This window comes from Sphingomonas sp. EC-HK361, assembly GCF_902498785.1.
Lineage (GTDB): Bacteria > Pseudomonadota > Alphaproteobacteria > Sphingomonadales > Sphingomonadaceae > Sphingomonas.
The window spans coordinates 321,259-332,916 of sequence record NZ_LR701493.1 but is presented as its reverse complement, the minus strand read 5'-3'; the positions used below and the strand labels follow the sequence as shown (position 1 = coordinate 332,916).

At 67.0% G+C, this 11,658-nt stretch carries 15 protein-coding genes; 4 read left to right on the top strand and 11 right to left on the bottom strand.

Annotated features, from left to right (window positions below; genetic code table 11):
- Positions 1-63 precede the first annotated feature (63 nt).
- Genes BOS5A_RS03005 through BOS5A_RS02990 form a run of 4 tightly spaced genes read right to left on the bottom strand, consistent with a single transcriptional unit; the run spans position 64 to position 2,062 of the window.
- Entirely contained in the window at positions 64-441 is a 378-nt protein-coding gene (locus tag BOS5A_RS03005) for a hypothetical protein (RefSeq protein ID WP_151953734.1), read from the bottom strand.
- Positions 438-854 (bottom strand): hypothetical protein, encoded by a 417-nt coding sequence (locus tag BOS5A_RS03000; protein WP_151953733.1) that lies wholly within the window; start codon positions 852-854, stop codon positions 438-440. Before BOS5A_RS03000 ends, BOS5A_RS03005 begins: the two co-directional genes overlap by 4 nt.
- Positions 855-897: 43 nt before the next feature.
- A complete protein-coding gene (gene gloB / locus BOS5A_RS02995) occupies positions 898-1,626 on the bottom strand; it encodes a hydroxyacylglutathione hydrolase (RefSeq protein ID WP_151953732.1) in 729 nt (242 codons plus the stop codon).
- A 1-nt stretch (position 1,627) separates the two neighbouring features.
- Positions 1,628-2,062: a VOC family protein gene (locus BOS5A_RS02990; RefSeq protein ID WP_151953731.1), complete on the bottom strand. Its 435-nt coding sequence runs from the start codon at positions 2,060-2,062 to the stop codon at positions 1,628-1,630.
- A 90-nt stretch (positions 2,063-2,152) separates the two neighbouring features.
- Here BOS5A_RS02990 and BOS5A_RS02985 point away from each other — a divergent pair, with 90 nt between their 5' ends.
- Positions 2,153-2,872, top strand: coding sequence for an SIMPL domain-containing protein (locus tag BOS5A_RS02985; protein ID WP_151953730.1), 720 nt, complete (start codon positions 2,153-2,155; stop codon positions 2,870-2,872).
- A 141-nt stretch (positions 2,873-3,013) separates the two neighbouring features.
- Here BOS5A_RS02985 and BOS5A_RS02980 read toward each other — a convergent pair whose 3' ends face one another.
- The 7 genes from BOS5A_RS02980 to BOS5A_RS02950 all read right to left on the bottom strand — a co-directional run bounded on the left by BOS5A_RS02980 (position 3,014) and on the right by BOS5A_RS02950 (position 8,042).
- Positions 3,014-3,784: a hypothetical protein gene (locus tag BOS5A_RS02980; protein WP_151953729.1), complete on the bottom strand. Its 771-nt coding sequence runs from the start codon at positions 3,782-3,784 to the stop codon at positions 3,014-3,016.
- Positions 3,781-4,512 (bottom strand): alpha/beta hydrolase, encoded by a 732-nt coding sequence (locus BOS5A_RS02975; protein ID WP_151953728.1) that lies wholly within the window; start codon positions 4,510-4,512, stop codon positions 3,781-3,783. The genes BOS5A_RS02980 and BOS5A_RS02975 overlap by 4 nt, the downstream gene beginning before the upstream one ends.
- Before the next feature lie 123 nt (positions 4,513-4,635).
- Complete coding sequence (locus BOS5A_RS02970; protein ID WP_151953727.1) at positions 4,636-5,550, bottom strand: alpha/beta fold hydrolase; 915 nt, start codon at positions 5,548-5,550, stop codon at positions 4,636-4,638.
- Positions 5,547-5,756, bottom strand: coding sequence for a helix-turn-helix transcriptional regulator (locus tag BOS5A_RS02965; protein ID WP_151953726.1), 210 nt, complete (start codon positions 5,754-5,756; stop codon positions 5,547-5,549). The genes BOS5A_RS02970 and BOS5A_RS02965 overlap by 4 nt, the downstream gene beginning before the upstream one ends.
- The gene (locus BOS5A_RS02960) at positions 5,753-6,157 is read right to left on the bottom strand and encodes a hypothetical protein (protein WP_234419176.1); all 405 of its coding nucleotides are present in this window, start codon (positions 6,155-6,157) and stop codon (positions 5,753-5,755) included. The genes BOS5A_RS02965 and BOS5A_RS02960 overlap by 4 nt, the downstream gene beginning before the upstream one ends.
- A 71-nt stretch (positions 6,158-6,228) precedes the next feature.
- Positions 6,229-6,495 (bottom strand): DUF6356 family protein, encoded by a 267-nt coding sequence (locus BOS5A_RS02955; protein WP_234419175.1) that lies wholly within the window; start codon positions 6,493-6,495, stop codon positions 6,229-6,231.
- Between the two features lie 32 nt (positions 6,496-6,527).
- A complete protein-coding gene (locus tag BOS5A_RS02950; protein WP_151953725.1) occupies positions 6,528-8,042 on the bottom strand; it encodes a glutamate ligase domain-containing protein in 1,515 nt (504 codons plus the stop codon).
- A 65-nt stretch (positions 8,043-8,107) separates the two neighbouring features.
- Here BOS5A_RS02950 and BOS5A_RS02945 point away from each other — a divergent pair, with 65 nt between their 5' ends.
- The 3 genes from BOS5A_RS02945 to infC all read left to right on the top strand — a co-directional run bounded on the left by BOS5A_RS02945 (position 8,108) and on the right by infC (position 11,656).
- Positions 8,108-8,923 (top strand): LD-carboxypeptidase, encoded by an 816-nt coding sequence (locus BOS5A_RS02945; RefSeq protein WP_151953724.1) that lies wholly within the window; start codon positions 8,108-8,110, stop codon positions 8,921-8,923.
- Positions 8,924-9,012: 89 nt separating this feature from the next.
- A complete protein-coding gene (gene thrS, locus BOS5A_RS02940; RefSeq protein ID WP_151954468.1) occupies positions 9,013-11,025 on the top strand; it encodes a threonine--tRNA ligase in 2,013 nt (670 codons plus the stop codon).
- A 97-nt stretch (positions 11,026-11,122) separates the two neighbouring features.
- Positions 11,123-11,656, top strand: a complete 534-nt coding sequence (gene infC / locus BOS5A_RS02935) for a translation initiation factor IF-3 (protein WP_151953723.1) — start codon at positions 11,123-11,125, stop codon at positions 11,654-11,656.
- Positions 11,657-11,658 lie beyond the last annotated feature (2 nt).

Below are 11,658 nucleotides of genomic sequence, written 5' to 3'. Positions count from 1 at the left end.
CCCATGTCTCTATCGTGTGGCACACCGACCAGTCTTAGGCCCCTGCCTGCGCAGGGGCGACGGCTAGCGTATCTTGTCGTAGGGCGTGAAGCTGTCGAAGCGGCAATAGCCCGATGGGATCGACAGCCCGGGCGTCACGACGCGGAAGCGATCGTTCATGCAGAGCTGCCCACCCCACACCTCGATCACCAGCGTATTGAGCGGGCGAAGCGACGGACACGCGCCGATCGGCCCGGTGCGCCACACCCGCTTGCCCGAATGGCGATAGAGGATCGTGTGCGCGTCGATGATCTGTGGGCCGTCATTGCTGCCGAGCGTAATGCAGCTTTGCGGCTCGCCCGGCACCCGCCCCGCGAGCGCCTTGGCAAGATCGTCGCGCTCGGGTGCGGCCGCGCCGATCGTGCCGGCGAGCGCCAGCGCCGCGACTGCGCGTGCGATCATCGGCGGTACGGCGTGAAATCGCCGAGCGCGCAGCTGCCGGTCGGAATGCGGGCGGGCAGATCGACGGTCTGCGCGATATCGCCGCGGCACAGGCCGCCACCATAGGATTTGGTAATGAGCGTATCGCCGCGCGCGACATTCTCGCATCCGCCGGTCGTCTCGTTGACATAGATGAGCTTCGCGCTGGCGCGGTAGAGGAGCTTGTTGCCAATCGCGGTCAGCGACGTGGGCGTGCGTTCGCGCAGGCACGTCATCGGCTTGCCTGGCGTCAGACCGGCGACCGCCTTGTCGAACTTCACCTGCGGCGATTCGACCGGCTTGCGGTCGCTGCCGGCAAGCGCTGCGGTCGCCGCGATCCCGGCCAGGACCGCGATACCGGCCGCAACGCCGGATTTCGGGAGAAAGCTACGCATCATCACCTCCGTCACTCACGCCCCGACAGCGATATAGCACGATTCAGCCGCGAAAGCCGTCCTTTTCCTGCCGCATCCGGCCGAGTTCCGCTGCATCCCTTGCGCGCAGGAACGGATTGGTCGCGCGTTCCAGCCCGATGGTCGTGGGCACCGTCGCCTCGCCCTTCGCGCGAACGGCGTCGACCGCGACCATCCGCGCGCGGATCGCGGCATTGTCCGGCTCGGCGACCAGCGCATAGCGCCCGTTCGACTGCGTATATTCATGCCCGCAATAGACCTGCGTCGCGTCGGGCAGCGCGGCGAAGCGCTGCATGTTGGCGAACATCTGCTCGGGCCCCCCCTCGAACAGGCGTCCGCAGCCCATCGCGAACAATGTATCGCCGGTGAAGATCGCGTCGTCTTCGGCGAAGTGAAACGCAATGTGGCCGAGCGTGTGGCCGGGGACGCTCATCACTGTCGCGGTATGATCGCCAAGCCTCACCACATCGCCGTCGCCGACCAAAATATCCAGCCCCTCGATCTTCGCCGCTTCCGCCGCCGGGCCGACGACCTGCGCGCCCGCCGCCTTCAGCGCCGCCAGCCCGCCGGTGTGGTCGGGATGCCAGTGGGTGATCCATACCTGATCGATCCGCCACCCGCGCGTCGCCGCCGCGTCGATCAGCGGTTGCGCCTCGCCGGGATCGACCGCCATCGTCGCGCCGCCGGCCTCGTCATGGACGAGCCAGGCGTAATTGTCGCTGAGGACGGGCACGCGGACGATCTCCAGCGGCATCCTACCAGCTTCCCGTGTTCGGCATCGACACCCATGGCTCGGCCGGCTCCAGCACGCCGTTCTGGAGCAACTCGATCGAGATGCCGTCGGGGGTCTTCACGAACGCCATATGCCCGTCGCGCGGCGGGCGGTGAACGGTGTAGCCGGCGTCGAGTACGCGCTGGCACGTCGCGTAGATATCGTCGACGCGGTAGGCGAGATGCCCGAAATTGCGCCCACTTCCATAATCCTCCGGGTCCCAGTTATGGGTCAGTTCCACCTCGGCCTTCGCGCGTTCACCGGGCGCGTTCATATCCTCGTCCGCGGCCAGGAATATGAGTGTGAAGCGGCCCTTCTCGTTCTCCATGCGCCGCACCTCCTTCAGTCCCAGCACCTCGAAGAAACGGATGGTCGCTTCCGGGTCTGCGACGCGGATCATCGTGTGGAGATAATTCATCGGCGAGTCCTCGTTTCGTCGCTATTAAGCCACGGTTCATCGCTAAAACCGCTTTTATGCTGAGCAACATATCGGGCGGAGGACAAGCGAATGGAAGGGTCGACGGGCAAAAGTCGTGTGGGTCTGCTGGGGTCGGCGGCGATCGTCGCTGCGGGGTTGGTCGTCGGCGGTTATCTCCTCGGCAACGGGCTGGTGCGGGCGCATGAGGCGGATCGGTCGGTCACCGTGCGCGGACTGGCGGAGCGCAACGTCACCGCCGATCTTGCAACCTGGAACCTTTCCTATTCCGAACAGGGATCGGACCTTGCCGAGGTGCAGGCCGCGATCGCGCGCGACACGCAGGCGACGCGCGACTATTTCACGGGGCTGGGGTTCCCGGCCGAGGCGCTCCAGCCGGCCGGCGCCGGGGTCAGCCAGTCGATGTTCAACGGCCTGCCACGGGTCACGATCAACCAGCGCCTGCAATTCCGAACCACCGATGTCGCGCGCGCAAGGCGCGCAGTGGCGCGGCAGTTCGATCTCGTCCGCGCGGGCGTCCAGCTTCAGGAAGGGTCGCGGATGACCTACAGCTTCACGAAGCTCAATGCGATCAAGCCACCGATGGTCGCCGAAGCGACTCGCGACGCCCGCGCTGCGGCCGAACAGTTCGCGAAGGACAGCGGCACCGGCGTCGGCGGCATCAAGAGCGCAAGCCAGGGTTACTTCTCGATCGACGCGCGCGATGGCGAGGGCGGCGACAGTTACGGCGTCGCCGATACGCCGTTCAAGAAGGTGCGTGTGGTGACGACGGTGGACTTCTATCTGCGGTGAGGGGGTTGGCGGTCGAACTGCATCGCCCTCACCCTTCCCACCACCTTCGGTAGCGGGCCCCTTCCCTCTCCCAGCGGGAGAGGGAGGGAGGCGCGAAGCGCCGGAAGGGTGAGGGCGCGATCTGAATAAATCTGAATCCCTCTAACGCCCCTCCGGCGCCTTCGGCACGGCGGCCGGCCCGAACTGAGCCAGCGCGCGGGTCGCGCTCTGCGCCTCCGGGCTGTTCGGCGCGAGCGCGACCGTGTCGGTCCACGCCTTGCGTGCGCCGGTCTCGTCTCCGCTTGCCGCGGCGATGTTCCCCGCCTCCAGGTGCACCTGCGGCGCGTCGGCGGCCAGGCGTAGCGCCTCGGCGATATCGGTCTTGGCGCGCGGCAGGTCCTGCGCGCGCCGGGCCAGCGTTGCGGAGAGCAGCCAGGCAAGCGGGTCCTCGCCTGCGGTTTTCAGCGCCTCGTCGAGATCGACCCGCGCCGCCGCGAGCTGCTGCGCCGCGACGAGCGCGCGGGCACGGTCGAGATGCGCCTCGCCCAGCTGCAATCCGGTAAGACGTTTCGCCGCCAGCGCTGCATCGAGCGCCACCCGCGCCTTCGCGGGATCGCCAGCCGCGAGCCACGCATTGCCCGCCTGCGCCGAGGCCTCGGCAGCGGCGAGCGGATCGGCGACGGCATCGGCCTTCGCCGCCGCTTCGAACGCGGCGGCCGCCGGCGCGAACCGCGCCTGCTTCACCAGCGCGAGGCCGAGGCAGCGGCTGGCGGGCGCCTTGCCGTCCTGCGCCGCCCAGCGCGTCGCCTCACGCTCGGCCGCGACCGCGTCGTCGGCGAGCAGCGCGGTGCAGTGCTGATAGCGATCGGCCGCCGGGGCCGGCGGTCCAGCAGGGGCAGTTTGCGCGGCAAGGGCGGCGAGCATCAGGATCATGCGCGGTCCAGAACATCCTCCACCGCACGGATCAGCAGCGCGATATCGGCATCGCGCGACAGGCGGTGATCGCCGTCCTTGACGAGCCACGTCTGCACATCCGCTGAACGCAGCAGCTCGGCAAGGCGCGGCGCGCGGTGCCACGGCACGTCGGGGTCGCGCTGGCCCTGCAGGATGCGCACCGGCCCGTCATAGGCGATCTCGCCGAACATCAGCCGATTGGCCTCGCCCGACGACCAGAAGCGCTTGGTGTAGACGGTCGGCGCGGGGCCATAGGCGTTGGGCCGTTCCAGCCGGCCATGCTGCATGATGTAGGCCTTTTCCTCGGTGGAAAAGCCCCAGTCGGTGAAGTCCGCCGCGGGCGCGATCCCCACCAGCGCGACGACTCGGTCCGGCCGCGCCTTCGCCGCGAGCAGCATCAGCCACCCGCCCATCGACGAGCCGACAAGCACCACCGGCCCCGTCACCGCCTCGTCGATCATCGCCAGCGTATCGGCGAGCCAATCGGCGAGGCTCTGATCCTCGAACCGCCCCTCGCTCTGCCCGCATCCGCCATAGTCGAAGCGCAGGAAGGCGCGGCCCTGCGCCTTTGCCCATGCCTCGATCGCCAGCGCCTTGGTGCCTTCCATGTCGGAGGCATAGCCGGGGAGGAAGATGACGGTGGGGCCGGCGCCTTCGGTCAAATGGTAGGCGAGGCGGGGGCGGGCGGGGGCGAACGTATCGGTCATGCCCCGCCCTTAGAGCATTTTCAGGTCAGGTTGACCCACTTCCGTTCGCCCTGAGCGAAGTCGAAGGGCACGCGCCCCAAGTGCTTCGACGTCGCTCAGCACGAACGGATCGGGACGGGCGCTCTAACCCGCCAGAAAGGCGTCGAGCGCGGCATCGAACGCGGCGGGCTGGTCGAGCATCACGAAGTGCGCGGAGTCGGCGACGGGCACATAGGTGACTTGGGGCGCTTTCGCATAGGCGCCCTGGTACAGCCCGTCGGCCATCGTCTTGCCGGATCCTGCTTCGCCCGTCGGATAGATCAGCGTCAGCGGCGTCGCGATGTTCGCCATGTCGGGCCGCAGGTCGAGCATCAGGTCTTCGTAGAACGCCTCGGCCGTAACCCGCGGGTCGGCGGTGAGGGACCACTGTGCCCCCTGCTCCTGCGACGCGGGCTTGAGCGCGAGGCGCGCCATCGTCGCCTTCGCCGCCGCGAGGTCCGCGGGCTTGCCATAATGCGCGGCCATCGCGTCGCGCATCGCCTGTGCCTGCGGCGCGATCATTGCGGGCGTCGCGGTGGGCGGCGCCATGATGAGCCCGACCCAAGGCAGCGCATCGACGATCAGCGCCTTGCGCACATCCTCGGGATGCGCCTTCGCCCACATCAGCGCAAGCGTCCCGCCAAGCGAGTGGCCGACGATCGCGGGCGTGATCTTTTCCTTCGCGACGAAGGCGTGGAGATCGGCGACCACCCCGTCGAGCATCCCCGGTTTCAGATTGTCACCCGGCGCACTGCCGCCGAAGCCGTTGATCTGCACCAGATAGACCCGGTGCCTCGCCTTCAGCCGCTCCGCCTCCGAACGCCAGTTCTCGCGCGGCATCGACAGGCCGGGGATGAAGACGACCGGCGAACCCTTGCCCACCGCCTCGATCGAGATGTGCGCCATCTGCATGACAGGTGCCGCAGTAGCGACGGGACGGGCGTGCGCACCCGTGGGCTGGAGCACGACAGCGAGCGTCAGCGCAGACGCGGCGAGACGAAGACCGAAGAAACGGATCATGCTTGTTCTCCTTTGGACGGACTGATGAAAATGGCTTCGATGGAAAGTTCGAAGAGTTCGGCGATCTTGAAGGCGAGCGGCAGCGACGGGTCGTAGCGCCCGGTCTCGATCGCGTTGACGCTCTGGCGCGACACCTCGAGCCGATCGGCGAGCAGTTGCTGGCTCCACCCCCGCTCCCCGCGCAGGTCCTTGAGGCGGTTGTTCACGACCGGCGCTCGATAAGCCGGTTGACGCAAGCCCCAAGCCCGAGGCCACCGAACCACATCACCGCGACGTAATAGGCGTCGACATGGGGCGCGAGGCCGAAGCTTTCGAGAAAGCCCCAGACGGTCGCAATGCTCAGCGCGAAGCCACTCGCGACCAGCGACTGCCGCACCATCAGCATCCGCTGATATTCGTCCTGCTCTTCGACCAGATAGCGCCCGATCGCGAAGAACATGCCGACGATCATCAACGCCGGAATGATCGCCGCGGCATAGGCGGTGACCCCGTTCGCGCCGGGATGGTTCTGGAAATACGCCTCGCCGCCGAACAGCGCGCAGGCATAGCCCGCCGAACAGCCGAGGATCGCCATATTGTAGCGCTGGCGCGCTTTCGAACGACTCACTGCAACCTCCTCCACAATGTGAAGGAAGCTTTACATGGAAAGCACGCTTTACGTCAAGCGTCCTTTACCTGTCAGATGATATAATCGACCGTCTTCATCTGCGTCTGCGCGTTTCGCACGGCACCGCGCTTTGCGACCATCTGCCGGTGGAGCGCCGCCACGGTGTCGCTGCCCCGGGTCTTGCAGACCGCCGGCAGGAAGGCATGAAGCACCGCGCCGAGCCCGCCCCAGATCATCGTCGCGCCGAACCGGCTCGCGACGCCGAAATGCTCGGCATAGCTTTCACCGACGGTTTCGGGATGGTCCCAGAACAGACGATAAAACAGGCGGCGGAACATGGGCGCACTCCGGTGGTCGATGACGAAGACTATCACAATCCTTCGGCGGTTGCAGCCTTGGCTTCCAGCGCGACGACCATTTCCGCCGCCAACAGCCCCAGCGTGTCGTCACGCGCGCCCATCACGACGATGCGGTCGCCGGGCCGCGCCTCCGCGACGATCGCCGCCGCCGCCTCGGCGCGATCGGCGATGTAGCGCGCGTTCGCGCCCGCTGCCGTCAGGTCGGCGACGATATCGGCGCTCGTCACGTCGCGAGTTGTGGTGCCGCCCTGATAGACCGGATCGGGCAGCACCAGCAGGTCGTCGTCGCGCAGCCGCGCTGCCACGCTTGCAACGAGCTCGCGCCGCATGACCTTGAGCGGACCATAGCCGTGCGGCTGGAAGAGCGCGAGGATTCGTCCCGGAAAGGCGTGAAGCGTATCGAGCGTCGCCGCGATCTTGTCCGGGTTGTGTCCGAAATCGTCGATCACCGCGACCCCGCCGCCAGCACCGATCAGCTCGAACCGCCGGCGCAGACCGGTGAACCCGGCGATCGCCGCGACCGCCGCCTCGATCGACACGTCGGCGGCGTGCACCGCGCCGATCGCGGCCAGCGCGTTCGCGACATTGTGGCGGCCGGGCACCCCGAGATGGACGCGGTATCGCGCCTCGCCCTCACCCTTCGGCGGCGATGCCGCCTCTTCCCTCTCCCGCTGGGAGAGGGAGGGAGCGCCGAAGGCGCGGAAGGGTGAGGGCGACACGACAAGATCGAACGCAATCGCGAACGGCTCGGGAGCGAGGTTCTCGGCAATCAGGTCGGCCTCGGCCTCCACGGCTACCGTGACCAGCTTCTCGCGAGGCAATCCCGACGCCAGCGCCCGCGCCTCGGCATCGCCGACGTTCAGCACCGTCCGCTCCGCCTTGCCCGCAAAGTCCGCGAACAGCGTCCGCAGTTCCTCCAGCGACTTGTGGTCCAGGCTCACATTGTTCAGCACTGCGATGCGCGGGGCGTAGAGCGCGATCGATCCGTCGCTCTCGTCGACCTCGCTGACATAGGCGTCGCCCGCCCCCACCAGCGCGGTCGCGAACGGCGCGTCGGGGGTGGCGAAGTTCTTCATCACCGCGCCGTTCATCACCGTCGGGTCGCGGCCGACCGCGTGGAGAATCCAGCCGATCATGCCGGTGACGGTCGACTTGCCGCTCGTCCCCGCCACCCCGATCGAAAGCGCGCTTTCGTTGAACAGCTGCGCGTTCAGTTCAGCGCGCGTCCGTCGCTCGCATCCCTTTTGGGTCGCTGCGACGATATCGGCGACCGTTTCCTCGACCGCGGCCGATGCCACGACGATCTGCTCCGCCGACACCACGCCGCTGCCGTCCTGTGGATGGAGCGCGATTCCCAGCCCTCGCAGCGCATCGAACTTCGCGGGCACGCGACCCTGATCTAGCCCGCGGTCGGACCCTTCCACGCGCGCGCCGCGTCCGCGCAGGATCATCGCGAGCGGCATCATCCCCGATCCGCCGATGCCCACGAGGAAGAAGCGCCTGTTGTCGATGTTGCCGTCCTGCATGGCAGCGCGCTATCCCGCACCGCGCGCCGGAGCAACAGCACCGCGGCGCCGATGAGGGGAATTGCATGAAGATCGGGGTCGTATCGCCTGCCAGCCTGGGCAACCCGGACATGGTGGCCCCCGCATCGGCTTTCGCCGCGGTCGCCTACCCAGAGATCGATCTCGTCTTCCACCCGCAATGTTTCGCGGTTGACGGGCATTTCGCTGGCTCCGATGCGCTGCGCGCGTCCGCCTTCCTCGAATTCGCCAACGACGCCAGCTTCGATGCGATCTGGTTCGGCCGCGGCGGCTATGGCTCGAACCGCATTCTGGCCGAGGCGATCCCGAAGCTGGGGCCGGCGGCGCGTCACAAGGCCTATGTCGGCTATTCGGACATGGGGTTCCTCCTCGCCGCGCTCTATGCCAGGCGGATCGGGCGCCCGACCCACGGGCCGATGGTCACCGATATCAACCGCACAAAGGGCGACGAGACGGTGGCGCGAACGCTCGGCTGGCTCGCGCGCGGCGACCGGCAGGGGCTGGAACCCGGGCTGGGCGGCAAGCCTTCGGTGTGCCTCAACCTCTCGATCCTCACCGCGATCATCGGCACGCCGTGGCTGCCCGATCTCAAGAACCATGTCCTCATCGTCGAGGAGGTGTCCGAGGCGATGTATGCGATCGACCGGATGCTGTTCCACATGGCGAACGCCACCCAGTTGCGGGGCATCGCCGGCGTCCGGCTGGGCGCGGTCACCGCGATCAAGCCCAACGAACCCGAATGGGGGGAGACGCTGGAATATATGATGACCCGCTGGTGCGGCGAAATGGGCGTGCCCTATCTCGGCCGCGCGGAGGTGGGGCATAGCCAGGCGAACCATGTGGTGCCGTTCGGCATGATCTGACGCGGGGTTTCGCGCGCGCCCGCTTCGCTGTATTGCCGCGCTTCCGATATCCCTCCCTACGCGCAGGAAAGCACTCCATGTCCGCCCAAATGGCCGAGTTGTTCCGCATCACGCTTCCCGACGGGTCCGTCCGTGAAGTCGCGCCCGGAACCACCCCGGCGGATGTGGCGGCGGCGATCGGCCCGGGTCTCGCCAAGGCGGCGCTCGCCGCGAGGATCGATGGCGAGGTGCGCGACCTGAACCGGCCGTTCGATGGCGACACCAGCCTCGCCCTCGTCACGGCGCGCGACGAGGCGGATGCGCTGGAGCTCGCGCGCCACGATTATGCGCATGTGCTGGCGGAGGCGGTGCAGGCGCTGTTCCCCGGCACGCAGATCACCTTCGGCCCCGCGACCGACGACGGCTTCTATTACGACTTCGCCCCGGCGCCCGATCACGGCCCCTTCACCGAAGAGGACCTGCCCGCGATCGAGGCGAAGATGCGCGAGATCATCGCGAAGGACGAGCCGCTGATCCGCGAGGTCTGGACGCGCGAGCAGCTGATCGCGCGCTGGCAGAAACAGGGCGAGATGTTCAAGGCCGAGTGGGCGGCCGAGCTTCCGGACAGCGAGGAGCTGACCGTGTACCGTGCGGGCAAGGGCGACGACGCGTGGCTCGACATGTGCCGCGGCCCCCATCTCGCCTCCACCGGCAAACTCGACCCGCAGGCGTTCAGGCTCACGCGCGTCTCCGGCGCCTATTGGCGAGGCGACCAGAAGAACGCGATGCTCAGCCGCATCTACGGCACCGGCTGGCTTTCCAGGAAGCAGCTCGACGCGCACCTGACGATGCTCGAGGAAGCCGCGAAGCGCGATCACCGCAAGATCGGGCAGGAGATGGACCTGTTCCACCTCCAGTCGGAAGCGCAGGGGTCGGTGTTCTGGCACCCCAACGGCTTCATCCTCTGGCGCAGCCTCGAGGCTTATATGCGCCGCCGTCTCGATGCGGCGGACTATGCCGAGGTCAAGACGCCGCAGCTGATGGACGCGCGCCAGTGGGAGCAGTCCGGCCACTGGGGCAAATACCGCGAGAACATGTTCGTGGTACCCGACGAGGTGCCGAACGTGGAGGACGAGGGCGCGATCCTTTCGGGCGACGCGGACCTGATGGCGCTGAAGCCGATGAACTGCCCGGCGCATGTTCTCATCTTCAAGCAGGGTATCAAGAGCTACCGCGACCTGCCGATTCGCATGGCCGAGTTCGGCTGCTGCCACCGGAACGAACCCCACGGCGCGCTCCACGGCATCATGCGGGTGCGCCAGTTCACCCAGGACGATGCGCACATCTTCGTGCGCGAGGATCAGGTGATCGAGGAGGTCCGCAAATTCTGCGAGCTGCTCGACAGCGTGTATCGGGATCTCGGCTTCACCGACTATGCGGTGAAGCTGGCGCTGCGTCCCGACAAGCGCTTCGGCTCCGACGACATGTGGGACACGGCCGAAGAGGAATTGCGCGTCGCCGTGCGCACCTCGTCGCTGTCCCAGACGATCAAGGACAGGTTCGAGGAATTGCCCGGCGAGGGCGCCTTCTACGCGCCGAAGCTGGAGTTCCACCTGACCGATGCGATCGGCCGCACCTGGCAGGTCGGCACGATCCAGTCGGACCGGGTGCTCCCCGATCGGCTCGACGCGTCCTATGTGGGCGAGGATGGTGAGCGGCACCGCCCGGTGATGCTGCACCGCGCGATCCTCGGCACGTTCGAACGCTTCATCGGCATCCTGATCGAACATCATGCCGGCCGATTCCCGATGTGGCTGGCGCCGGTGCAGGCGGTCGTCGCGACGATCGTATCCGATGCGGACGATTACGCCCGCCACGTCGCCGACACGCTCCGCAAGGCGGGCATCCGCGTCGAGACCGATCTCCGGAACGAGAAGATCAATTACAAGGTGCGCGAGCACAGCCTTGCCAAGGTTCCGGCGCTGCTCGTCGTCGGCAAGCGCGAGGCGGAGGAGGGCAAGGTCGCGGTCCGCCGGCTCGGGTCCGATGGCCAGCAGATCGTGACGCTGGACGAGATCGTGGCGGCGCTGACCACTGAGGCGACCCCGCCAGACCTCAGCTGAGACGCGGCGCACCTTTCAAGATCGTCGCGTTTCACCTATATAGTGACTCGAAATATTTTCTGTAATCACGACAGGAGCATACCCCATACCCCCTCCCATGATGCGCCGGCCCAACCAGGCGCCGCCGATGAACGGCCCCCGCTTCAACGAATGGATTCAGAGCCCCAAGGTCCGCGTGATCGACCATGAGGGCGAGAATCTCGGCGTGATGTACACGCGTGAGGCGATGGAGCAGGCGAAGGAACTCGGGCTCGACCTGGTCGAGGTGTCGCCCAACGCAGACCCGCCGGTCGCCAAGTTCCTCGATGTCGGCAAGTTCAAATACGAGGCGCAGAAGAAGGCGAACCTCGCCCGCAAGAGCCAGAAGACGCAGGAGATCAAGGAGATCAAGATGCGTCCGAACATCGACGATCACGACTACGACACCAAGATGAAGAAGGTCGTCGAGTTCATCGGTGACGGCGACAAGGTGAAGGTCACGATGCGCTTTCGCGGGCGCGAATTGAGCCACGGCCAGCTCGGCATGGCGGTGCTTCAGCGCGTCGCGGAGGAAACCGCCGAGGTCGCCAAGGTCGAGGCCTATCCGCGCATGGAAGGCCGCCAGATGCTGATGGTGCTCTCGCCGAAATAATT

What these genes read in the sequence shown, in the direction of transcription:
- BOS5A_RS02950 (WP_151953725.1), bottom strand. Translation starts at nt 8,042, where the DNA reads ATGCAGGACGGCAACATCGACAACAGGCGCTTCTTCCTCGTGGGCATC.
- BOS5A_RS02970 (WP_151953727.1), bottom strand. Translation starts at nt 5,550, where the DNA reads ATGATCCGTTTCTTCGGTCTTCGTCTCGCCGCGTCTGCGCTGACGCTC.
- BOS5A_RS02990 (WP_151953731.1), bottom strand. Translation starts at nt 2,062, where the DNA reads ATGAATTATCTCCACACGATGATCCGCGTCGCAGACCCGGAAGCGACC.
- thrS (WP_151954468.1), top strand. Translation starts at nt 9,013, where the DNA reads ATGGCCGAGTTGTTCCGCATCACGCTTCCCGACGGGTCCGTCCGTGAA.
- BOS5A_RS03005 (WP_151953734.1), bottom strand. Translation starts at nt 441, where the DNA reads ATGATCGCACGCGCAGTCGCGGCGCTGGCGCTCGCCGGCACGATCGGC.
- BOS5A_RS02945 (WP_151953724.1), top strand. Translation starts at nt 8,108, where the DNA reads ATGAAGATCGGGGTCGTATCGCCTGCCAGCCTGGGCAACCCGGACATG.
- infC (WP_151953723.1), top strand. Translation starts at nt 11,123, where the DNA reads ATGATGCGCCGGCCCAACCAGGCGCCGCCGATGAACGGCCCCCGCTTC.
- BOS5A_RS02975 (WP_151953728.1), bottom strand. Translation starts at nt 4,512, where the DNA reads ATGACCGATACGTTCGCCCCCGCCCGCCCCCGCCTCGCCTACCATTTG.
- BOS5A_RS02955 (WP_234419175.1), bottom strand. Translation starts at nt 6,495, where the DNA reads ATGTTCCGCCGCCTGTTTTATCGTCTGTTCTGGGACCATCCCGAAACC.
- gloB (WP_151953732.1), bottom strand. Translation starts at nt 1,626, where the DNA reads ATGCCGCTGGAGATCGTCCGCGTGCCCGTCCTCAGCGACAATTACGCC.
- BOS5A_RS02980 (WP_151953729.1), bottom strand. Translation starts at nt 3,784, where the DNA reads ATGATCCTGATGCTCGCCGCCCTTGCCGCGCAAACTGCCCCTGCTGGA.
- BOS5A_RS02985 (WP_151953730.1), top strand. Translation starts at nt 2,153, where the DNA reads ATGGAAGGGTCGACGGGCAAAAGTCGTGTGGGTCTGCTGGGGTCGGCG.
- BOS5A_RS03000 (WP_151953733.1), bottom strand. Translation starts at nt 854, where the DNA reads ATGCGTAGCTTTCTCCCGAAATCCGGCGTTGCGGCCGGTATCGCGGTC.